The organism is Algoriphagus marinus (assembly GCF_001936475.1).
Classification (GTDB): Bacteria; Bacteroidota; Bacteroidia; order Cytophagales; family Cyclobacteriaceae; genus Algoriphagus; species Algoriphagus marinus.
On sequence record NZ_MSPQ01000009.1, the window covers coordinates 61,139 to 84,598 of the forward strand.

General features: G+C 40.7%; 19 protein-coding genes. 15 read left to right on the forward strand and 4 right to left on the reverse strand.

What is annotated here, in order from left to right; all coding sequences use genetic code 11:
* The first annotated feature begins 98 nt into the window (after window positions 1-98).
* The 6 genes from BVC88_RS14890 to BVC88_RS14915 all read left to right on the forward strand — a co-directional run bounded on the left by BVC88_RS14890 (window position 99) and on the right by BVC88_RS14915 (window position 7,696).
* Window positions 99-788 (forward strand): SIMPL domain-containing protein, encoded by a 690-nt coding sequence (locus BVC88_RS14890; protein ID WP_075351508.1) that lies wholly within the window; start codon window positions 99-101, stop codon window positions 786-788.
* A 262-nt stretch (window positions 789-1,050) separates the two neighbouring features.
* Window positions 1,051-3,324, forward strand: coding sequence for an aminotransferase class III-fold pyridoxal phosphate-dependent enzyme (locus BVC88_RS14895; RefSeq protein WP_075351509.1), 2,274 nt, complete (start codon window positions 1,051-1,053; stop codon window positions 3,322-3,324).
* Window positions 3,325-3,425: 101 nt separating this feature from the next.
* Complete coding sequence (locus BVC88_RS14900; protein ID WP_075351510.1) at window positions 3,426-4,736, forward strand: polysaccharide deacetylase family protein; 1,311 nt, start codon at window positions 3,426-3,428, stop codon at window positions 4,734-4,736.
* Between the two features lie 163 nt (window positions 4,737-4,899).
* Complete coding sequence (locus BVC88_RS14905; protein WP_139316581.1) at window positions 4,900-5,463, forward strand: hypothetical protein; 564 nt, start codon at window positions 4,900-4,902, stop codon at window positions 5,461-5,463.
* Between the two features lie 90 nt (window positions 5,464-5,553).
* Window positions 5,554-6,705 carry an aminotransferase class V-fold PLP-dependent enzyme gene (locus BVC88_RS14910; RefSeq protein WP_075351512.1) on the forward strand — a complete coding sequence of 384 codons (1,152 nt, stop codon included), beginning with the start codon at window positions 5,554-5,556 and terminating at the stop codon, window positions 6,703-6,705.
* A 28-nt stretch (window positions 6,706-6,733) separates the two neighbouring features.
* The gene (locus BVC88_RS14915) at window positions 6,734-7,696 is read left to right on the forward strand and encodes an NAD(P)-dependent alcohol dehydrogenase (protein ID WP_083639117.1); all 963 of its coding nucleotides are present in this window, start codon (window positions 6,734-6,736) and stop codon (window positions 7,694-7,696) included.
* Between the two features lie 44 nt (window positions 7,697-7,740).
* Here the strand turns inward: BVC88_RS14915 and BVC88_RS14920 are convergent, their stop codons facing one another.
* The gene (locus BVC88_RS14920; protein WP_075351513.1) at window positions 7,741-8,307 is read right to left on the reverse strand and encodes a Pycsar system effector family protein; all 567 of its coding nucleotides are present in this window, start codon (window positions 8,305-8,307) and stop codon (window positions 7,741-7,743) included.
* Window positions 8,308-8,558: 251 nt separating this feature from the next.
* On the opposite strand from BVC88_RS14920, the gene BVC88_RS14925 reads away from it, so the two are divergent.
* From BVC88_RS14925 to BVC88_RS14935, 3 genes are read left to right on the forward strand one after another with little or no spacing between them, the layout of a single operon-like run.
* Entirely contained in the window at window positions 8,559-9,449 is an 891-nt protein-coding gene (locus tag BVC88_RS14925; RefSeq protein ID WP_075351514.1) for a dienelactone hydrolase family protein, read from the forward strand.
* Window positions 9,450-9,495: 46 nt separating this feature from the next.
* Window positions 9,496-10,392, forward strand: coding sequence for a DnaJ C-terminal domain-containing protein (locus BVC88_RS14930; RefSeq protein ID WP_075351515.1), 897 nt, complete (start codon window positions 9,496-9,498; stop codon window positions 10,390-10,392).
* 1 nt (window position 10,393) lies between these two features.
* The gene (locus tag BVC88_RS14935) at window positions 10,394-10,693 is read left to right on the forward strand and encodes a chaperone modulator CbpM (protein ID WP_075351516.1); all 300 of its coding nucleotides are present in this window, start codon (window positions 10,394-10,396) and stop codon (window positions 10,691-10,693) included.
* Between the two features lie 39 nt (window positions 10,694-10,732).
* On the opposite strand, the gene BVC88_RS14940 is transcribed toward BVC88_RS14935, so the two are convergent.
* Window positions 10,733-12,904, reverse strand: coding sequence for a B12-binding domain-containing radical SAM protein (locus BVC88_RS14940; protein WP_075351665.1), 2,172 nt, complete (start codon window positions 12,902-12,904; stop codon window positions 10,733-10,735).
* A 143-nt stretch (window positions 12,905-13,047) separates the two neighbouring features.
* Here BVC88_RS14940 and BVC88_RS14945 point away from each other — a divergent pair, with 143 nt between their 5' ends.
* The 3 genes from BVC88_RS14945 to BVC88_RS14955 are packed head-to-tail and all read left to right on the forward strand — an operon-like array spanning window position 13,048 to window position 16,054.
* The gene (locus BVC88_RS14945) at window positions 13,048-13,830 is read left to right on the forward strand and encodes an NYN domain-containing protein (RefSeq protein WP_075351517.1); all 783 of its coding nucleotides are present in this window, start codon (window positions 13,048-13,050) and stop codon (window positions 13,828-13,830) included.
* A 17-nt stretch (window positions 13,831-13,847) separates the two neighbouring features.
* Window positions 13,848-14,513, forward strand: coding sequence for an NAD-dependent epimerase/dehydratase family protein (locus BVC88_RS14950; RefSeq protein ID WP_075351518.1), 666 nt, complete (start codon window positions 13,848-13,850; stop codon window positions 14,511-14,513).
* Between the two features lie 23 nt (window positions 14,514-14,536).
* Window positions 14,537-16,054, forward strand: coding sequence for a M20/M25/M40 family metallo-hydrolase (locus BVC88_RS14955; protein WP_075351519.1), 1,518 nt, complete (start codon window positions 14,537-14,539; stop codon window positions 16,052-16,054).
* Here BVC88_RS14955 and BVC88_RS14960 read toward each other — a convergent pair.
* Window positions 16,047-16,766 carry an NUDIX hydrolase gene (locus tag BVC88_RS14960; protein ID WP_075351520.1) on the reverse strand — a complete coding sequence of 240 codons (720 nt, stop codon included), beginning with the start codon at window positions 16,764-16,766 and terminating at the stop codon, window positions 16,047-16,049. The genes BVC88_RS14955 and BVC88_RS14960 overlap by 8 nt on opposite strands.
* A gap of 91 nt (window positions 16,767-16,857) precedes the next feature.
* On the opposite strand from BVC88_RS14960, the gene BVC88_RS14965 reads away from it, so the two are divergent.
* Both BVC88_RS14965 and BVC88_RS14970 read left to right on the forward strand, forming a co-directional pair.
* Window positions 16,858-18,504 (forward strand): carboxylesterase/lipase family protein, encoded by a 1,647-nt coding sequence (locus BVC88_RS14965; RefSeq protein ID WP_075351521.1) that lies wholly within the window; start codon window positions 16,858-16,860, stop codon window positions 18,502-18,504.
* Between the two features lie 96 nt (window positions 18,505-18,600).
* Window positions 18,601-20,136: a sulfatase family protein gene (locus BVC88_RS14970; RefSeq protein WP_075351522.1), complete on the forward strand. Its 1,536-nt coding sequence runs from the start codon at window positions 18,601-18,603 to the stop codon at window positions 20,134-20,136.
* A gap of 174 nt (window positions 20,137-20,310) precedes the next feature.
* Here the strand turns inward: BVC88_RS14970 and BVC88_RS14975 are convergent, their stop codons facing one another.
* Window positions 20,311-22,569 (reverse strand): helix-turn-helix domain-containing protein, encoded by a 2,259-nt coding sequence (locus BVC88_RS14975; protein ID WP_075351523.1) that lies wholly within the window; start codon window positions 22,567-22,569, stop codon window positions 20,311-20,313.
* 102 nt (window positions 22,570-22,671) lie between these two features.
* On the opposite strand from BVC88_RS14975, the gene BVC88_RS14980 reads away from it, so the two are divergent.
* On the forward strand, window positions 22,672-23,304 hold the full coding sequence (locus BVC88_RS14980) for an FMN-binding negative transcriptional regulator (protein ID WP_075351524.1): 633 nt from the start codon (window positions 22,672-22,674) through the stop codon (window positions 23,302-23,304).
* Window positions 23,305-23,460 lie beyond the last annotated feature (156 nt).

The following is a 23,460-nucleotide window of genomic DNA, read 5'->3' on the forward strand; positions in this document are numbered from 1 at the left end:
TTAATTTTTTTTAAGATCTCTGATTTCCAAATTCTGATAAATCAACTAAGTCTGGCTTCACTTTTGAACTGTTAAAATTGAAAACAAACACAATTATCATGAAACATACCTTAACAGCTCTATTGATTTTAGTAAGCTTTGTAGCTTTTGCTCAAGAGGATTTAAAGATTCCTTTAATTGAAATTGAGGGTGTATCCATGCGGAAAGTCGCTTCTGATGAAGCAACTTTTACGATAAATCTAGAAGAAAAGTCCATGAAAGTCGTTTCTGCGGTGGAAGTACTTAATCGAAAGACTAAGAATCTTGCAGACGCGCTGAAAAAAGCAAAAATCAAAGATTATAAATTAATAGCAGACAATTACTCAGTAGACATCAATCGCGTCTACCGAAGCGGAGTTTCGAGAGATAGCGGCTACGTAGCACGGCAGAGTTTAAGAATCATCTCAGGAAGTAAGAATGAGGATCTCCAAAAGATTGTGGAATCAATACAAGAAGCAGGAGACATGAGTTTCAATCTACATTTCCAAGTATCTGAGGCAAGCAGAAATTCGCTTGAAGACGCAATGTTGGTAGAAGCTTTAAAAAATGCCGAAAGTAAAGCCCTATTAATTGCCCAAACTTTAGGAATTAAAACAATCCGGGTTCATCGTGTATCCTTAGATACTCCTCAGCAAGTTTACCCAAAAATGGAAATGATGCGAACTATGGCGGATAGCCCTTCAGAAATAATGATTGCGCCTGATGATCAAACTTTGATTCGAAAAGTATATATGAAGTATACCTATTGATAGTTTATAAAGACAAAACTTTAGACCTCGGCAGATTATTCTGTCGGGGTTTTTTATTTGAAGGCCATCTAGAAAAACCCAATCTGAAACTTTAAAAACTTGGGTCATAAAAAAATTTCATCATCACTCAACTCGATTGGCCAACAGTGCTCATTTTGGTGAGCAAGATTTCACAAGCAGATCATTTAAAATCTTTTTTTATCGCTTTAGAAATTGAGATATTGGTCAATAATTCGATCTAAACAACGAATCCCTCCCAATAATGAATGAGCTGGAAGATTTACTAAAGCAAGAATTCAATTTCCAAAACCCCGAAATCAAAATCTTAGCCGGCTATTTTAATCTGAATTATTCCATAGTTGATTCAGGTAAAAAATCCATTCTCAAAACCTACCCTTTCGAAGCAGAATACGCAGACATTCTAGAAGCAGAAAATGAGGTTTTACTTCAGCTTTCAGCCCATATCAATTCCGGAATCCCAAAGCCAATTCCATTTCAGAAAGGCCAATTTCTTTTGAAAAAAGAACTGAGCGGAAAGCCAAGCATGTTTCGGTTATTAAGTTTTCTTGAAGGAGAATTTTTAGGCTCAATTCCTCCATCAAAAACTACTTATAAATCGTTAGGTAGCTTTTTGGCAGACTTGGATTTAGGATTAAAGGAATGTAAAAGTTATGTTTTACGCTCCAGGCAGCTGGATTGGGATATTCAATATTTGCAGCTGAATAAACCGCTGATTGAGTCCATACCATCTGCCCAAGACAGAAGTCTTGTCCGCTACTTTTTTCTTCAATTTGAAGAAAATGTGGTTCCAATCATGCACCAACTCCGAAAGCAACTGATCCATGGGGATGCAAATGAGTGGAATATCCTGACCAAAGACGGTGAAGTTACCGGAATTATTGACTTCGGAGATTGTACTTATTCTCCGCTGATCAATGAGGTTGCAATTGCATTGACTTATATCATTTATGACAAGGAAAAACCCTTGGATTGGGTAACGGATTTTCTAAAAGCTTATCATCAAAAACTTCCATTAGAAGCTCAGGAACTAGAAATACTCTACTATCTGATTGCCGCTCGACTTTGTATTTCTGTCTGTCAATCTGCTCAAGCCAGAAAAGTAGATCCCGAAAACAGCTATGCTACCATCAGTGAAAAAGCAGCTTGGGCTACCCTTCGGAAATGGATCGCAATTAGCCCACTAGGCGCTTCCAACATTTTCAAGAAGGCAGTAAATCTTCCTGTATCAGAATTTATCCCAATTGAAGCCCAACTTGAGCGGAGGTATCAGTCCATTTCGCCTATCCTTTCGGTGAGTTACAAAAACCCGATTGCTATCACTTCTGCGGCTTTTCAATACATGTATGATGACCGGGGAAATGCGATTCTTGATGCATACAATAACATTCCTCATGTCGGACATTCGCATCCAACGGTGGTGGCGGCTGGTCAGCGCCAAATGGCAAAGCTCAATACAAATACCCGCTACCTCTATGATTCTTTGGCAGAATACGCGGAGAAGCTTTTAGCTAAATTCCCTCCTAGCCTGAGTAAAGTGTACTTTGTCAACTCCGGATCAGCAGCAAGTGATCTCGCAATGCGGATCGCCACGGCGCATACCAAAAGTCAAAATTACATGGTCATGGAGCATGGCTACCATGGAAATACCCAGATTTCGATTGATATCAGCGACTATAAATTCAGTAACAAAAAGGGGATCGGACAAAAGCCGAATATCTTGAAAGCTGCCATTCCGGATACTTATTTGGGGAAATACAAAAAGGACGATGGTTCCGCAGGGGAAGCCTATGCGAAAGACGCCATAGCTCAATTAGAAGAATTCGATGGGAAAATCGCAGCCTTTATCGCAGAACCGATAATCGGTTGTGGCGGCCAAGTTCCTTTAGCCAAAGGTTATCTCCAAGCACTTTATCCTGCCATTCGAAATCAAGGAGGAATTTGCATTTCTGATGAAGTTCAGACAGGCTTTGGAAGAGTGGGAACTCATTTTTGGGGCTATGAGGTCCAAGGCGTTATTCCTGACATGGTCGTATTGGGAAAGCCAATGGGTAATGGACATCCTATGGGGGCGGTAGTTTGCACAGAAGAAATTGCAGATTCTTTCAGTAAGGGCGTGGAGTTTTTCAGTTCATTTGGAGGGAATCCGGTTTCCTGCGAAATCGGCATTGCAGTTTTGGAAGCAATCGAAGAAGAAAATCTCCAAGAAAATGCTCGAATCGTTGGCAAATACTATTTCGAACTTTTTAAGGAATTACAGAAAAACCATTCCTGCATTGGAGATGTCCGCGGTTCTGGCTTATTCCTTGGAGTGGAGTTGGTAAAATCAGGAACCACTAACCCCGATACTGCTTTAGCTTCGCGGATCAAAAATGAGCTTCGAAACCGAAACATCCTGATCAGCACAGATGGACCACATGACAATGTGCTAAAAACCAAGCCCCCACTCTGTTTTTCCAAAGAAAATGCAGCTGAAGTAGTTCGGAACATTGAGGATATTCTGAATAAGATCGCTTAAAAAATGATTTTGGTAGTCCCGAATTAAGTCCCTTTTGGATCAGCGGTTCTTTATCTCCAAAACAAATTGGGATATTGGATTTCAAAATATTCCAAACTGACATGAAACTTATTCTAAATCTATTTTCTATTCTCTTAATCGGTCTCGGCTTTTCATGCACCGAATCCAATCCTTTTGTAGGCACTTCCGAAATCACCAAATGGCCTGAAGGCAAAACCGGAGCAATATCGGTCACCTACGATGATGGAATCATCAATCAACTGACGATTGCAAAACCTATCATGGATAGCCTCGGACTTCCTGCCACTTTTTACATCATCACCGGGAAAGTGGAAGGATCAGCAAAAGGAAAGTTTATCGGAAGAGACCCAAAAGATATCATTCGAGAAACCGCCACATCAAAAACAGATTCCAGTAATTTCTTTGAAAGAGCTTCGCTTATTGCTTTTACAGGAACTACCGAAGCGGAGGATTATCACGCCAGAGCAGGATCACTGTTTGAGTCGGGAAAAATCCAGGAAGCCTATAGCCTGATCGATGAAGGATACGAAAAGATCAGGACCGGGAAAATGGTGAATACTGGAGCGGTTGTTTTTCACAATAATGTAGAAGACACTACTTCCTGGGAGCAATACAAATCCTATGCTGCCCAAGGCCATGAGATTGCGTCCCACACCGTAACTCATGCCCGACTCGCTGTTTTGGATGAGGTTAATATGCTTTATGAATTAGAGCAAAGTAAAGCTGATCTTTTGAAGTTTATGGGAGAAGAATCCATCTTTTCTGCAGAGGGACCCTACGGAACCGAGGATGAGCGTGTCATGGAATATGCGCACCAAATCTATCCTTCCCTACGAAATCGAATGCCAGAAACTTGGTTGGAAGAGATCAACCGAGGGAGCAAAGCTCAACCTGGAGAATCAGAAAAAGAGTATGTACAATGGCAAAGAGGGATACTGACCCGGCATTCTTTCGAAGACATGAAAAGCTGGATCGATACGACCTTGAATCATGACAATATCTGGCTGGTCTTGGTAATCCATGGCGTGGAAAACTTGGGCTGGGAACCTAAAACTCGGAATGAATTGAAGGAGTATTTCACGTTTATGAAATCCACAGAAGACCAACTTTGGATTGAAACTTTCCGTGATGTTACCAAATATGTCAGCGCCCGTCAAAACACAAGCATAGAAAGTAGCTTTGAAAATGACAAAATCATCATCACGCTTAATTCAGACCTTGACCCCCTACTCTATTCTGTCCCTCTAACAATCAAAACCTATATTCCAGAAGACTGGACACAGGCTAAAAGGTCTGATCAAAAACCCTTGGTGATTCAGACGGATGAAAAAGGGAGGTATGTTTTATTGCCATTATCTTTAATTGATCCGAAGACTTACATCACGAATTAAAACTGTTAACAAAAATCTGCCTTCCCCGCGATTTCTTAAAAGGAAATCTAAAATCATTATGTGTTCAAGATTTAACCTCTTATTTCTAATACTTTTAACTCCATTAACTCTTCGCGCTCAAAATAAGCTTGAAGGAAAGTATTATTTAAGTCACCCAGAATTTATGATAATAGATTTCTCAGACTCTTATACTTTTTCAAAAGACGGCACTTTTACTTATGAATCCAGAGGTGATCTTGGACCTATTAATTACGGAAATGGTACTTATCAACTTTCAAAAGAGCAATTAGCTATCAACTACTCCACAGCGAAAAATATAAATAGTGAAGTCAATATTGAATCCTTGGAGGACGATGAAAAATATAATTCCGTTGAATTTCATTTTGAATTTTATGATTTAGAAAATGAAAAGGAAGTCTCTGCTACTATTTTTAAGTATTTTGAAAACAAATCAAAAAACAAGGTATTCAATTCGAACAATAGAGGAATCTGCAATATAATCCTTCCGAAAGGTCAGGAAGTTCAGACTTATACTATATCATCACTAGGATATGAAATCTTTGAGGTTGAAGTGATGAATAATTCTTCAAAAACAATCAAAATTGGGTTGGCAAAAAGTCGAGGAGAACAGATTTTCGGAAAATATTTCAAAAAAGAAATTTCAAATTATACTAAAAAAGAAATTCTATTTTCAGATGGCTTTCAACTGATTAAAGCAAAAAACTAATCCAGCAATCGCTTGATAAAAAAAAGGCGTAAGAATGAAATTATCAAAAATATACGTTTCTGACTAAAAGCAGTTTTTGTAAATTGTGAAATGCTAAAAAGCCAAAAACACCTCTTCCATCTTGACCCAGACGTCCATTACCTAAATAATGCCTATCGAGGACCTCAGCTTAAATCTTCAGAAGAAGCTGGGATTGCTTCGATCATCCAACAGCGAAATCCCTTTCAGTTAAAACCAACTGATTTCTTTGATGGGGTTGATTCAGTTCGAAAGCTTTTTGGGAAATTGGTTAATTGTGAGTCTTCCGACGTGGCCATCATTCCTTCCACATCCTATGGATTTTCTTCGGTTCTAAAAAATATCAAGCCGAAAATTGGGGGAAAAGCGATTGTCGTTCAGGACGAGTTTCCAAGCGGTTATTTTTCCATTGCTCGCTGGGCAAAGGAAAACCAAACTTACGTTGAGACGATTTCTCCGGATCCTGCATCAATTTCAAAAGGTGAATCCTGGAATTCTGCACTTCTTGAAGCGATTGATGCGAAAACTTCCGTGGTTTTGATTTCATCCATTCATTGGATGAGTGGGTTAAAATTTGATTTGGAAGCCATCGGAGCAAAATGCCGGCAAATGGGAGCTGTGTTCATTGTGGATGGGACGCAATCCGTCGGGGCTATGCCAATAGACGTGAAGGCCTGTCAAATTGATGCCTTAATCTGCGCGACATATAAATGGCTACTGGGCCCATATTCGCTTTCCATCGCATTCATCGGTGAAAAATTTCATCAGGGAATTCCCCTAGAAGAGTCATGGATGAATCGGGTCAATGCCAGAGATTTTGGGCGATTATCCGAATATGCTTCAGATTACAGTCCTGGAGCAGCGAGATACAACGTGGGCGAGGCCGCAAATTTTGTCTTGATGCCTATGCTTCAAGCTAGTTTGAAACAAATTTTAGACTGGACACCTACTGCAATTCAGGAGTACGCCAGCTCATTAAACCGACCTTTCCTGGACTTTATTTCCCATATCGGAGGAAAAACGGAACCAGCCCCATTTCTAGCCCAGCATCTTTTCGCACCCCTTTTACCAAAAAGTATCAATTCGGCGGATTTAAAAAAAGAACTGGAGGCTAATCAAATTTATGTCTCTACTCGAGGGGAATATTTAAGAGTTTCCATCAACGTTTTTAATGTAGCTGAAGACGTCTCCGCATTAATGCACGTTATCGAACAGCAGCTTTAATCCGTATAGGGATTAAACCCCCTTTGCTATGAAAGCTCAAATCTATACCCAATACGGTCCTCCTTCTGTCATCAGATTCGCTGAAATTGCGAAACCAACAGTGGGCAAGTCAGATGTTCTGATTCAGGTCAAAGCAGCAACAGTTAATCGAACCGATTCAGGTTTCAGAAGTGCTGAATATTTTGTCAGTAGATTTTTTTCCGGACTATTTAGACCCAAACAACCAGTACTAGGATGCGAATTTGCCGGGATAGTTTCTGAAATCGGAAGCGAAGTATCCAAGTTCAAAGTTGGTGATCGGGTGTTTGGCTTTGATGATCAGGGCTTTGGAGGACATGCTGAATTCAAAGTAATCGATGAAAACAAAGGTATAACAACCATTCCCGAAGGATTGGATTTTGAAACCGCAGCTGCATTAAGTGAAGGATCCCACTATGCCCTGGGAAATATCCGGGCTGCGAATGTGCAGGCAGACCAGCATGTTCTCGTGATCGGAGGTACTGGAGCGATTGGCTCAGCAGCGATCCAACTCATCAAAGCCATAGGTGCAAAAGTCACCGCTGTCTGTCCCGGAGCGCACATGAATACGGTCAGGAATCTCGGAGCAGATCGAGTGGTAAACTTTCAAACAGAAGACTTTACCCAAACCGAAGAGCGATATGATTTTATTTTTGATGCGGTTGGAAAAAGTAGGTTTTCGATTTGTAAACCTCTGTTAAAAGAAAATGGAATCTATATTTCTACTGAATTAGGACCTGGCTTGGAAAATATCTTTTTGGCCATAAAGCATAAATTCACCACCGGTAAAAAATTGCTTTTTCCCCTCCCCACCTTTTCTCAAGAGGACATAAAATTTCTAAAGAATCAATACGAACAAGGTCTCTTCAAACCTTTAATTGATCGTGTGTATGATTTTGATCAACTCGTGGAAGCTTATACCTATGTGGAAACTGGACAGAAAATCGGGAATGTTATTTTGCGCGTCAGTTAGAGATTTTTAGAGAAAATTTTATCCGGAAATTTATCTGCCTAAAATCAAGAAACTGTCATAAACATCAAAAAGGTCAAAATACCTATCACTAACCCCAGGATAAAGACATTATAAGCATGTCTTAGCAGATTATATTTCTTATTGAGAACCTTGCCCTGGTAATAAAGTGAAATCCCCATGTGTTCGTGTATTTCGGCTTTGGATGGAAGGATGCGTTCGATTTCTGACAAATACTCATCCAAGGTATAAGTTGAACTCTCGCCAAAAAAAAGCATACTTGATTTAGGCTTAACTGCCGTTGGGGGAGTTTTACCCATAATTTTTGGCTTTGCCGCTTGCACGGCAAGAATAGTAGAGGTCAAACAGGTAGAGAGCAAGAGCAAAATCGGAACCAAGGTAAGTGGGTTTTTGATATCCAAGCCATGAGAAATTGACCCATATCCAATAATCGCTATAGTTGAAGAAATCACTAAGGCATTGATGCTTATGATAATATTGGCTTTGTTATCAGCAATCTGAAGAAGATTACAATTATTCTTAAAAGTCACTCTAAAAAATGTCTGACGTTCCCGTTCAGTTTTTTCTTTCTTTACTTTGACTACTTCTTCCATAGATGGTTTTTTTGGAATCTTAATTTAAAGAATAATTTTCCTAAAAATAGAACCTTTCAACTTGGGATCAATAAGATTACCCATGAGAAATTTCTAAACAGAGAATCTTCAAAACCGAACAAAATCCTTATAAACTCAGAATTCAAACAGTTTTTACTCCAAACTTCAAAAAGTTAGGAGTAATCCAATTCATTTTAAATAAATTGAAGAATGGATTTTTTAAAACTAATTGTAAAAAAACAAATCATATCATGAGTAATCTTAAAAAAGAAGAAATTAATCAGGAGGTTTTTGACCTTTATGATGCCTATGCGCATAATCGTATCGATCGTAGAACTTTTGTAGAGAAACTATCTGTGTATGCAGTCGGAGGGATCACAGTAGCTTCATTGATGAGTGCGATGATGCCTGATTATGTGAGTACAAGGACTATTTCAGAGAATGATGATCGACTGAGTTCGGAATACGTAATGTATAATTCTCCTAAAGGAGGTGGAGAGATCAAAGGGCTTCTTTCGATTCCAGCTGATAAAAAAGGAAAAGTACCTGGAGTAGTAGTTGTACACGAAAACAGAGGACTCAATCCATACATTGAAGATGTAGGAAGAAGAGCCGCGGTGGCTGGTTTTATCTCCATTGCACCAGATGCTTTGACACCACTTGGCGGATACCCTGGAAACGACGATGATGGACGTACCATGCAATCCAAGCGAAACAGAGATGAAATGCTTGAGGATTTTATCGCAGCATATGAATACTTAAAAAATCATCCGGATTGTACTGGGCAAGTAGGCGTAGTTGGATTCTGCTTCGGCGGGTGGATTTCAAATATGATGGCGGTTCGAATTCCTGAATTGGGAGCTGCCGTACCTTATTATGGAGGTCAACCAACTGCCGAAGAAGCAGCAAAAATCAAAGCACCACTAATGTTGCACTATGCAGGATTAGATGAGCGGGTTAATGCCGGATGGCCAGCATACGAAGCCGCTTTAAAGGCAAATGGTGTGGAAAACACAGCCTATTTTTACCCGGAAACTAATCATGGTTTTCATAACAACACCACTTCCAGATATGATGAAGCTGCTGCAAACCTCTCTTGGGAGCGAACGATCAGCTTTTTCAAAGAGAAATTGAAGGGATAGAATCAAGGATTGGAATTTTAGTCTAAAACTTACCGGAAAAAAATTCATGGATTTCATAGATTATTACAAGGCACTTGGAATACCTAAAACGGCAACTCCTGATGAAATCAAGAAAGCCTATCGAAAGCTAGCCAGAAAATATCATCCCGATGTTAATCCCGATGACAAAGAAGCGGAGCGGAAATTCAAAGAAATTAATGAGGCAAATGAAGTACTAAGCAATCCTGAGAATCGAGCCAAGTACGATAAGTATGGCAAAGACTGGAAGCATGGAGAAGAGTTTGAACGCCAACAGCAACAGCGAAGAAGCCAGGGAGGGCAAAGATCAAGATCATCCAGTCAGGGATTTTCAGAAAGTGACTTTTCTGATTATTTCGAGTCCATGTTTGGAGGAGGTAGATCTGGCTATCAACAAGGTGGTAGAAGTGTAAAATTTAAGGGGCAAGACCTGAATGCAGAATTACACCTCAATTTGAGGGATGTCTATAAGGACTTCCCTCAAGTTTTGGATGTGAATGGCAATAAAATCAGATTGACAATAGCTGCCGGTATTGAAAATGGACAAACCATAAAAATCCCAGGCAAAGGCGGTCAAGGAGTTAATGGTGGTCCAAATGGAGACTTATACATTAAAATCCACCTCGACAACACAACTGAATTTCACCGAATGGGAAATAATCTTCACAAAAACGTTGAGCTTGACTTATACACTGCGATGCTTGGTGGAGAGTTGGTTACGGATACTTTTGACGGAAAGGTAAAACTGAAAATCGCTCCTGAAACCCAAAATGGGGATAAAGTGAGATTAAAAGGCAAAGGCTTTCCTGTTTATAAGAAAAAGGGGGAGTTTGGAGATTTGATTCTCACCTATTCCATTTCACTTCCCAAAAATCTTACAGAAAAAGAGCGGGAATTATTCAAAGAACTTAAAAACCTGAGATAAAATGGAAGAGCGGAAATTAATCTTAGTAGAAACGGTATGCACCCATTATCAGCTTCAATTCTCATTTATTGAGCAATTGGAGGAAGTTGGTCTGATCTCATTGGTGAGAGAAAATGAAGTAGTGTTTATCTCGGAAGAAAAAGTCTCTGATCTTGAAAAAGTGCTTCGCCTTCATGAGGAGCTAAATGTCAATCTGGAAGGAATTGACATTATCCTGAATTTGCTGAATAAAGTAGGAAGTTTACAATCTGAACTAGACGAAGCAAAAAAGAAATTGCAATGGTATTCTGGAGAACTGTAAGAGGTTCTCCTATATCGATAACGAAAAGAAAAGAACCACCTAAAGCACCAATAACCCATGCTCTCGAAGTATTTCCCATACTTCTGAAGAGGTCAACTCCTCAAAATCTCCAAATTCCTGTTCATAGCTTTCCCTAATAAGTTTGATGGTTTTTAAGCTTTCCTGGTATGAAACCTCCTGAAGTAATCCGAGCACCCATTCTGCCAATTCCGTTGGGATTTCCATCGCGAAATCTTCCTTTTTGCCTGAAAAAACCAAATCAGCAAAACCATCATTTTCTCCCTCCAGCAATTCCGGCTCCTCTCCTATCCAGATGATTCGCCTTTGATCTTTGTAAGAAAATCCTTCCTCTTTTTCCAATTCCTTTAAGATGTAAGTATTGGAAACAGATGGATTTGGAACCTTCGAATCAAACCATTCTCGAAGTGGAATATCAAAACCAACCCCATGCATGTAATTGAAAAGGGACTTGCGTAGCCCTTCACCAAAAAGCTCATGATCGCCGCCTGTAGGATCCTCGTGTTGCAATTCATTATTGGCAAAACTTCCTTCCCCACTCTTAATTCTTACCGAAAAATCTTTCGGATTCAATCCTACTGGGCTATGAGCCGTCATCGCAAAACGATGCCAAAATCCGGATTGCAACACCCCGGATTCAAATAATTGGCGAACCATTTCCAGTGAGTCGATAGTCTCTTGAGCAGTTTGAGTGGGAAAGCCATACATCAAATAAGCATGAACCATGATCCCAGACTGAGTAAAATTATTCGTCACTCTCGCCACTTGACCGACTGTTACTCCCTTTTTGATCAACTCCAATAGTCGGTCTGATGCGACTTCCAAACCTCCGGAAACCGCAATGCAACCTGAGGCCCGAAGCAAGCGACAAAGATCTGCAGTAAAACTACTTTCAAAACGAATATTCGTCCACCAAACTACCGTCAGGCCTCTTCTCAAAATTTCAATTGCCAAGTCACGCATCAAAGCCGGAGGAGCAGCTTCATCCACAAAATGAAATCCATTTTGGCCTGTCTGAGCCATGATTTCTTCAATGCGGTCACATAAAATCTCGGCATTGATAGGTTCGTACCGACCGATATAATCCAATGAAATATCACAGAATGTACATTTTCCCCAATAGCAACCATGTGCTAAAGTCAGTTTATTCCAACGCCCATCCGACCAGAGTCGATGCATGGGATTGGCGATTTCAATTACCGAAAGGTAATCGCGAAGCAATAAATCAGAATAATCAGGTGTCCCAGTATCCCGCTGTGCAATATCTTTTACGGAGGAATTATTTAGAAACTTCACTTCTGAATCAAGCCTCACAAACGTACGCTTCAATTCATTGATTGGTATTTTTCCCTCCAAATACTCTAAAAGCAAACGAATCGGAGCTTCCCCATCATCCAACACAATAAAATCCACGTAATCAAAAACTCGAGGTTCTTTGAGAGATCGGAGTTCCGTGTTTGGATATCCACCACCCATCCATATTTTAATTTCCGGATAATGTTTCTTGATGTACTGCCCGCACTTGAAGGCCCCGTAAAGATTCCCAGGAAAGGGAACCGAAAAAGCAATGGAATTCGGTTGATACAAATCGATTTTCTCTTTCAACAAGTCAAGCATTATCTGGTCAATCATTCCTGCAGGCTCTTGGAGTGCTTCATCCATTTCATCAAATGTGCTGGCGGACAAGCCTAATCTCTCTGCGTACCGACTAAATCCAAAATTTGGATCCACAACTTCTTTGATCAAATCACCCAAATCCTCAAGGTAGAGCGTTGCATAATATCGAGCTTTATCCCGAATCCCAAGTGTACCAAAAGCCCATTCCAAATCCTCTAACTGCTCAAACCGACTAGCTTCCGGTAAGAAATCCCCTTCTGAAATAGTATAAGCCAGCGTTGGATTTTTATCCTGAAGAAAAGCAATCACAGGATCAATGGTCTGTAGATACTTCTTTCGAAGGCGAAAAACCCGGGCTGAATTATCTGACAATTCATCGATCTGCTCTGCTACAATCTCAAAAACGTTTTCTAGTCCCTTTTTGGAAAAAAGCTCCAATACCATCTCAATCCCCAGATCCACTTGATTGGAAGCTACACCGAGGGTATTGAGGTAACCTTTGAGATAAGCTGTGGCAGGATAAGGCGTATTGAGCTGTGTAAGCGGAGGCGTGATGAAAAGGACTTTATTTGTCAAAATCGAAGTTGGATTGGTATTGTAAAGTTCGGAAAGAATCCCCAAAAGCAATCCAAACGATCCAAATAAAACCTTTAAAAGGACCACTTGGGGGATGTTAAAGTTTTTAATTAAGTAGATTTACAGTTTAACTAGCATCAGAAATGAAAGAAAATAAATTTAATATAGCCGTCTTAATTGACGGAGACAACGCCCAAGCAAAACTGATTAAAGAGATTTTAGAGGAGGTTTCCAAATATGGAAAAGCCACCATCCGACGAATCTACGGCGATTGGACTACCCCACACATGAACAGCTGGAAAGAAGTAATTAACCAGTATTCATTCAACCCCATTCAGAAATTTTCTTACACCACGGGAAAAAACTCGACAGACAGTTCACTGATCATCGATGCGATGGATATTCTCCATAGTGACAGTGTGGATGGTTTTTGTATTGTTTCGAGTGATTCCGACTATACAGGTCTTGCAAAAAGAATCCGTGAAGAGGGAATGTTTGTCATGGGAATCGGAAGAAGACTGACCCCAAAAGCATTTGTTCAGTCCTGCGAGATCTTCACTTTTGCAGAAAACCTCATCACGGAGTCAGTGAGCGAAAAACGATCAAAGTCTACTGATAAATCAAGCAAATCACAACCTAAAAAGACTACCGCAAAATCAGAAGATGTTAATAAAGAGGAGCTATTCAAAGAATCTCCAAGTTTAGATTTAAGCGTTATTGACAAGGCCTTTGAAATTGCATCAGATGAGGAGGAGGAAATCCACATCGCTAAGATTGGTGCTTCCTTACGGAAAATCGATCCGAGTTTTGATCCTAGATCTTATGGCTATCGTAACCTTACCGAGCTTTTCAAAAGCCTGGACAAATACACAGTTATTCGAAATGAGGTCAATGGATTGAATTATCCATTGGTTAAATTGAAATAATCAAACTGACACGCCAAATGGGACTAAAGATCATCATCACAGGAACTACCGGAATGGTCGGTGAAGGCGTTATGCTTCAATGCCTTGATAATCCAAAGGTCGAAAAAGTGCTTTCAATCAGTCGAAAGCCAAATGGTCATTCGCATCCAAAATTAGAGGAACTGATTCATAAAGATTTTTCTGATTTGAGTACTGTCGAAAATCAATTGACTGGTTACGACGCCTGTTTTTTCTGTGCAGGAATTTCTTCGGTAGGGATCAGCAAAGAAGAATATGAGCGAATCACGTATGACCTGACCTTAGCCTTTGCAAAAACTTTAGCTCGACTCAATTCTGAGATGACCTTCACATATGTATCTGGACAAGGAACTGACAGTTCTGAAAAAGGACGTTCGCATTGGGCAAGAATAAAAGGTAAGACTGAAAATGATTTACGAAAGCTTCCTTTCAAACAAGTCTTCGCTTATCGCCCTGGGGTAATGAAGCCTGTGGCAACAAATTCCTTGCATGTACTTTCCGCATACAAATACTTTGGCTGGATCTATCCAATTGGAAGAAAGCTATTTCCAAATGGCTTCAATACCTTAGCAGAAGTCGGGGATTCTATGGTCAATGTGACCCTGAAAGGTTATGATAAATTTATCCTGAACGGAAAGGAAATCACTGAAACCGCAAAACCTTAAAAACCCAAGCTTAACTTATCCTTATGAAAAAATTTCTTTTACCCGTTTTCCTAATTGCATCTCTAAATGCTTTTGCTCAGCAACCCAATCAAGCCAAAATTGAGGAGCTCACTGAAAGCCAGTGGCAACATGGCCTTTCGCTTTTGAACGATATGGTAAGTATGCCAAACGATGCTTTTTACCCGGAGCAAATCGAAGTAAATATCGCATGGTGTGAAAATCAATTTGACATGAGGGGGTATTCTACGGAGCGATTAAAAACGAGTGGCATCCCACTTTTGCTCGTGGAGAAAAAACAACCTGGAGCTACAAAGACCGCACTTTTCTATTTCCATGTAGATGGTCAAGCTGTGGATCGAAGCAAATGGCTTCAGCCGGACCCGTACACTCCAGTCCTAAAAACCCAAAATCAAAAAGGGGAATGGGAAATAATCCCGATGGAGAAATTGAAATCAGAATACAATCCGGACTGGAGGATTTACGCCAGATCCAGCTCCGATGACAAAGGACCAATCGCTATGTTTTTGACAGGTTGGGATGCTTTGGCAGAAGCTGGGATTTCTCCCAATTACAATGTGAAAATCATCCTTGATTTTGAGGAAGAGCAAGGCTCACCACTATTACCAAAGGCAGTAATCGATTACAAAGAAAAACTCGCTGCAGATCTCATGCTGATCATGGATGGACCAAGACATACAAGCAATGAGCCAACTCTCAGCTACGGAGCCCGGGGAATCAGCGACATGACACTCACTACTTATGGCCCTAAGCTTCCACAGCACAGTGGGCACTATGGAAACTATGCTCCGAATCCTGCATTCCTTCTAGCACAGCTGCTAGCCTCGATGAAAGATTCTGAAGGAAGAGTATCGATTCCCGGTTACTATGATGGCATTGAGTTTAGTGAATCAGAAAAAGCCATTTTTGCTGCAGTTCCTGATGATGAAGATGCTATTAATAAGCGACTTGGATTGGGAAGAACGGATCAAGTGGGAAAAAGCTACCAAGAAAGCATTCAATATCCTTCCTTGAATATCCGCGGAATGCGGTCAGCTTGGGTTGGTCCGGAGGCTCGAACAATTATTCCAGATGTAGCCTTGGCAGAATTGGTTATTAGACTAGTACCTGAGTCGGATCCGAATCGTCTTTTTGGTCTGATCGAGAAGCATATTCAGGGACAAGGATTTACAGTATTGGACCACGAACCTAGTGATGAGGAGCGGATGAAATATCCAAAAATCGTTAAGATGACAAAATCCATTTCCTATCAGGCATTTCGAACACCAATGGATTCTGAAGCAGGAGCTTGGCTTCGCAAAGCGATGGTTCGCGCTTACGGGAAGGACCCGGTTCAAATTCGGATTTCTGGAGGTTCCATTCCAATTTCTCCATTTGTAGATGCTTTGGGAATTCCGGCGGTTACCATTCCAACGGTGAATGCTGATAATAATCAACATAGCCCGAATGAGAATTTGAGATTGGGGAATTATAAAGAAGGTATTTATGCGATTATCTCAGTCTTAACGGAACCGCTTAACTGATTTCAGTATTTGCAAGTTCTTTTTTAAAACTATAAAGAAAAGGAGCTTTATGAGAACCTCCTGAAAAGAGCTTTTCATGACGTTCTAAAATCCCTAGGCCGAGCATCTTTCGTTGGAAATTTGCTCGGTTTTGCTTTTCTCCCATAATGGATTCATAGACTTGCTGTAAATCTTTCATAGTGAAAAAGTCAGGGAGCAAATTGAAGCTCAATAGTTTCTGGTCTAGGTGGGTCCGAAGATGTTCGAGTGCCTTTGCTACAATTTGACTATGATCTTGCATTAATGGCGGTAGCTCATCAAAATTATACCAATCAATGGAATCAGATAAGGCATCAGGTTTTGGATTGACTGTCTCGTAATTTATCAGTGCATAATAAGCCACAGTAATAAATCGACCCAGCATCCAATCATTTTCTAATTTCAATCCTTGCCCATCAAGGATTTTTTTCATGATGGTTGGATCGGAACGCTCCAATGATCCAAAAGTGTGAAATTGCTCCAAATAAATCTTTTCTAACCCAGTACGCTCAGATACACCAGTTTTTACCGCCTCATCTAAGGGTTCATCCATACGGATAAATCCCCCGGGAAGTGCAAATGTTCCGGTATTCTGATATTCTAAAACCAAGATTTTCAGCTTTTCACCAGCAAATCCGAAGATCACAGCGTCATAAGAAAGGTTGGGGATGTAGTCCCTTGAGTCAAATGCCATGGACGAATCTATAAAAAACCAATTAAATAACTAGGAAAATTACACCAAAGAAGCTACTATTGTTTCAATAAGAAACATTAATGTTTAATCAATGAAAATCCGCCCAAGATTCCTCATCCTTTTATTCTTTACCACTATACTAGTATTACCTTATTTTTCCAAAGCGCAGCATCTCAATAGTATTGAAGTGACAACCGAAATCAAGAATGGCACAATAGCCGGATATTACGACACCAAAACCAACATTAAAAAATACCTTGGAATCCCTTTTGCGAAGCCACCGGTAGGTGAATTGCGGTGGAAAGCCCCACAGCCAATGGAGAATTGGAAGGGAGTGAAAGAAACCAAGAAATTTGGTCCAAGAGCTGTTCAAGCACCCATTTTTGGGGATATGGATTTCAAGTCTGATGGCATGAGTGAGGATTGTCTTTATCTAAATGTTTGGACGCCAGCAACTCGAAATGATAAAAATCTGCCAGTTTTGGTTTATTTCTACGGAGGAGGTTTCTCTGCTGGTGACGGTTCCGAGCCTCGGTACAACGGGGAAGCAATGGCCCAGCAAGGGATTGTAGTGGTGACTGTAAACTATCGCTTGAATGTATTTGGCTTTTTGGCACATCCTGATCTTAGTGCAGAAACGGCTCACAAAGGTTCAGGAAATTACGGCTTAATGGATCAACACGCTTCTCTCAAATGGGTGAAGGAAAATATCTCGGCTTTTGGTGGTGATCCTGAGAAAGTAACCATTGCTGGAGAATCTGCAGGTTCAATTTCTGTCAGCTACCAAATGGCCTCCCTTCTATCTAAAGGGCTAATCGCCGGTGCAATTGGTGAATCAGGCGCTGGAATCAATCCTACTTTGGCACCTAGCAAACTTGAAGATGCGGAGAAAGTCGGAACTGATTTCGTAACCAAAGCAGGCTATAATTCTATAGCCGAAATGCGAAAACTGAGCACTGCAGAAGTCTACGAAATCTTTTTGGAGTCCAAGCTTTTTGGTTTTCCGGTAACCATTGACGGACATTTTCTTCCTAAGACCCTTCCGGAAATATTTGAAGCTAAGGAGCAGGCGATGGTTCCTCTGCTGGCAGGTTGGAATTCTGCTGAGATTCCGGGTATGGCTTTTATGCAAGGTCAACCCTATACTTCCGAAGCTTTTATCACGAAGGTTAAAGAGACTTATCCTGAGAATTACGAGGAAGTTTTAGCGCTCCATCCACATGCTAGTCCACAAGAAGTCGAGCGATCTGCCACTGATCTTGCAGCAGATAGATTCATCGCCTATAGCACTTGGAAGTGGCTTGATCTTCATGTAAAGAATTCTGATCAACCTGTCTATAGATACTTATATAGCAAGCTTCGTCCTCCACTGAAAGATGCGAATTTGACTCCAGGTTTAGCTGGTGGGACAGTAGAAGGTGGACCAAAAATGCCAGAACCGATCGGTGCTCCCCACGCATGCGAAATCGAATATGCCATGGGAAATCTCCCGCTCGTTGACGTATTTGCATGGACTGAGGATGATTACAAAGTGTCTAAGACCTTTATGAGTTTCTTTGCAAACTTCATAAAAACTGGTAATCCAAATGGTGAAAATCTCCCTGAATGGAAGGCTTTAAAAGCTGCGGATGTGAATCCCCCAGTGATGGACATCAATACCGAAAGCAAAATGTTTCAAGCGACGGATACCCCTCGCTACCAATTCCATGATCGATTTTATGGAAATAACAAAAGATAGTACCTGATTAAACTTAACCTAGATTGAAAAAGGGGGTCGAAAGGCTTCCTTTTTTTTTGGTTTCGACTATCTTTAAGAAAACCCAACACCTTGATCATGTACATATTTATTAACCGCATTGGAATTTTCTTGATTCTTGTAGCCTTTTTCGCTTGCGAGAAAAAAGAACCGGAGGCTCCTAAAAAACCAAACATCCTTTTTGTATTCGTTGATGATCATGCTTTCCAGGCAATTTCCGCTTATGATAGTCGATTAAAAGACTTTGCTCCTACACCAAATATTGACCGAATCGCTAAAAGCGGGATGCGATTTAACAAAGCCTACGTTACCAATTCCATCTGTGCTCCATCAAGAGCTTCTGTTTTGACGGGGCTCCACTCTCATGCTAATGGTCATCTAACCAATAATGATACATTCGACGGTAGTCAGACCACTTTCCCCAAATTACTTCAAGCCAATGGATATAATACCGCCTTGATTGGAAAATGGCACTTGAAGTCAGCTCCAACTGGTTTTGATTATTGGGATATTCTTCCCGGACAGGGACACTATTACAATCCAGATTTTATCACAGCGACTGATACCATCATAGAAACGGGCTATGTGACAGAAATTATTACTGACAAAACACTCAATTGGCTAAAGAGTCAAGAAAATTCAGGAAAGCCTTTTATGCTAATGATGCAGCACAAAGCTCCTCATCGGGAGTGGGAAAAAGGCCCGAATCAACTCTCGCTATATGAAGATGTGACTTTTCCTGAGCCTGATAATCTATTTGACGATTATGCCACTCGAACCTCTGCTGCTCGGGATCAGGATATGACCATTGACAAAACCATGGAATTGAAATATGATCTGAAGATGTGGAGCAAGGCAGATTCCGCGTCAGGAGTCTATCAGCGAACTTATGGTCGTATGAATCCAAGTCAGGCCAAAGCTTGGGATGCGGTATATGATCCGATTCGGGAAGATTTTGAAAAGGCTAATCTAAGTGGGAAGGACTTGGTCAGATGGAAATATCAGCGGTACATGCGGGATTATTTGGCAGTGATAAGAGCTGTCGATGAAAGTGTTGGAAAAGTACTGGACTATCTAAAAGAAAATGGATTGGAGGAAAATACCTTGGTCGTATATACCTCTGACCAAGGATTTTATCTCGGAGAGCATGGCTGGTTTGATAAGCGATTCATGTACGAGGAAAGCTTCCGAACTCCTTTGCTGATGTCTTGGCCGGGAGTGATTCCCGCTGGTACTACTTCTGATGCGCTGGTCTCAAATCTTGACTTTGCACAGACCTTTTTAGAAATGACTAATACCCCAGATCCTGGAACCATGCAAGGCTTAAGCCTGCTACCTATCATGAAAGGGGAAAAGCCTTCAGATTGGCGAAACAGTCTATACTATGCCTATTTTGAATATCCGGGTGCTCATTCAGTAAAAAAACACGAAGGAGCATTCGATGGACGGTTTAAAATTATCCATTTCTATGATTCTGATGAATGGGAATTTTATGATCTCCAAAGCGACCCTAAGGAGATGAATAATGTCTATTCTGCTCCTGAAATGCAAAACCAGGTTATCCGGATGCAAACTGAGCTCAAGCGGCTTAAGGAAGAGTACAAAGTGAAGTGATGTGGGGTTTATGGTGTCAGATTTAGGATTTACGAAATAGGATCGGGGATTTACGAATTACGATTTACGAGATCGTTGATGGCTTTTACTTTCTTTTAAGACAGCTTTCACCTTTCTCACTTTAGCCTTCTGATTTTCTTCTTAAATCTGAACTTTTAAATCACATATCTAATATCATTCCAGCTTATTTCCTGCAAAAACCATCTTCAACGTACCGTAATCGAATTTTCCTTGAAAGTGCTCACGAAGGGCTGAGACAGTTTTGAAGCGGTCAAATTGAGATTTGATCTCAGAAATCACCTCTTCAGGAAGACAATCCGAAAGTTCAATTCTTCCTAATGCGATTCCATCAGCCAAATGGCTTTTGATCGTCGATTCTGCCAATTCGCGCTCTTCTGCAATCTGAGGAATGGTTTTTCCCATTTCAAAAAGGGCAAAAGTTAATTCCTGAGAATCCCCTTTGGTACGTTTAGGCTTTGCAACCCCAGTCTTTTTTCTTCCGGTTTTAGTTTTAAGATTGGTGATTTTTTCTGCAGCTTTTTCCTTGGCGCGATTGATGAATTGCATCCGAAGTGCTAGGATTTCCTGATCCAGCTCTTCCATTTTTCCAGGCATATCGCCGTTTAGAATGGCTTTAACTATCCGAGCCACTTTGCTGATTTCCAAATACTTTCGAAGAAGTATTGCCTCCAACGATTCCAATCCTTCCTGATACTTTTTTGTCTTGGAAAAAAGCTCCACTTGACTTCTTAAGCTAATGACTTGCTGGATCTGATTGGCAATAATCTCACGATAATACTGACTTCCTTTGCCTAAGCGGTCTTGGAGTTTGGATTGATTTCCCTGATAAACCAATGCCAATAGTTGTCTTCGAAAACGGTCTGAGTTCTCTTTTTCAGATTGAAAGAGCTGCTGAATCGTTGGAATGGCCCCGCGCATTTCTTCATCTTCAAATTCCATACTGCTAGCTTGATCCTTTTGAAAGAATTCCAGCTCTTTTTGTATTGGACTAAAATCGAACGTAGAATCTAAAATATGTGAAACATATTGACTTTGATATTGAATCAGAAGTTCCTCCAGTCGAGTTTGTTTTTTGGCACTGACGGAAAAATCTACCACCTGTCGATCTGAGTGAATCAAATCGGAAGAAATCCTACTTCGAAGCACTAACCCTTCCAAAGATCTAAGCCTACTTAATGCCACATATACTTGTCCCGGAGCAAAAGCTTGCCCAACATCAATAATTGCTCGATCAAAGGTCAAACCTTGGCTTTTGTGCACAGTCACTGCCCAAGCCAGTTTGATCGGGAATTGTGAGAATGTTCCTACAACTTCCTCATCCAGTTCTTTCGTATCCGGATTAATGATGTACTTTTTATTTTCCCAAGTCTCCTTGCGAAGTTGAAACTCTTCTTCCGAATCCTGCATTCGAACGATCACCTCGGTTTTAGAGAGCCTGATTACCTTTGCCAATTTTCCATTGAAATATTCAGCACTTCCCGAACTATCATTCTTTACAAACATAATTTGGGCCCCTTCTCGCAACTCAATCCTCCTTGGAAGGGGGAAAAGTGAATCCGGAAAGTCATCCTCCACTTCCGCATCATAATAGAAAGAAGTGATATTCAAGGCTTCAAGTTCTTTCTGATTGAGCTGATCAGCTTTGTAATTATGCGTGGTGATGGTGATACACGGCGGTATCTCTTTGACTTCTGCCTCAGTCTTGTAATGTTCATTGAGCACCTTTACATCCTCAGCAGTCACTTCATTGTCTCGGAGATGGTTTAGCAAACGAATGAACTGCTCGTCCTGTTGGCGAAAGATTTTATCCAACTCGAGGTAGACCATTCCTGAATTCCGCAAAGCATGTGCTTCAAAAAAGTGCATGCTTGGGTAAAATTGCCTTAAAACCTCCCATTCTTGATCCCTAACGATCGGAGGAAGCTGGTACAAATCTCCAATCATCAAGACTTGAACACCTCCAAAAGGATCTCTATAATTCCCTTTGACGCTTCGCATCCGATAGTCGATCGCATCCAAAACATCCGCTCGCAGCATGCTGACCTCATCGATAACCAAAAGATCAACTGCTTTCAAAACATTCTTTCGGAGTTGATTTAGAGGATGCTTTCTAGCCAATGTATGCTGGGTAAAAAAGCCAAATTGACTGGTAAAATTCCCCTCTGGTTCCCTTACAGGTAGAAAACTTCCCAATGGGAGAAGAAATTGTGAATGAATTGTCACTCCTTTTGCATGCAATGCTGCAATCCCAGTTGGTGCCAAAATCACATGACGCTTGTGGGTTTTCCGAACGAGATCCCTTAAAAAAGTGGTTTTTCCTGTTCCTGCCTTCCCGGTCAAAAAAATTGGTGCACCAGTATTGTTGACAAATTTAGCTGCCAACTCTAACCGATCCGTTGATTCGTTTTCCATAAAACTAACTTACTAAAAATTTGATTTGAATTTATTAGAAATTGAATTTGAGTCTTTAATTTTTCTAGTTTAGGTCAAAATTAGAAAGAAGCCCCAAAAGCCATGTACATCCATCCGATTAATCTTTGGGAGGACGAACCTCAAATTATAGCATTTATCAGGCATAATGCCTTTGGTACGCTAGTCGCCCAGGTAGATCAACGGCCTCATGGAACTCATTTGCCTTTTGTGCTGGACAAAAACTCAGAAGGAAAGACAGTTCTTACAGGCCACGTTGCGAGAGCAAATCCGCAATGGAAATCTATCCCAGACCAATCTGAGGTTTTGGTAATGTTTCAAGGTCCACATGCCTACATTTCGTCTTCCTGGTACAATCATGAGAATGTTCCTACCTGGAATTATTTAGCTGTGCACGTCTATGGAAAAATCCGGATCATTGAGGGAGAAGAGTTATTGATTCATTTGAAAAAGCTGGTGGACACTTACGAAGAAGGACGACCAAACCGAGTAAGTGTGGAAGGAATGAGCGATACTTATCTTCAAGGACAGATTCGAGCGCTGGTAGGATTTGAGATCCTAATATCCGAAGTTCAGGCCAGTGCAAAACTTTCTCAGAATCGAGATGAAACCAACTTTCAAAATATCGTCTCTCAGCTCGAAAAAAGCGAAGCCGAAAATGACCGCGATGTTGCAACTCACATGAAAAAAATCCAGAAGGGAAAAAATGATTCCTAAGTTTCAATTGACTTATTCGGAATCATCCCTGAAATGAAAACTGATTGTTGAAATCTCCTTGTCAAAAAATTAGAAAATAGTCCAAAACTGGATCAAACTAATCCCTTTTTGATAAGAATCTTTTGTTGGAATTTTGATAAGGCTAAATTCAAGTCT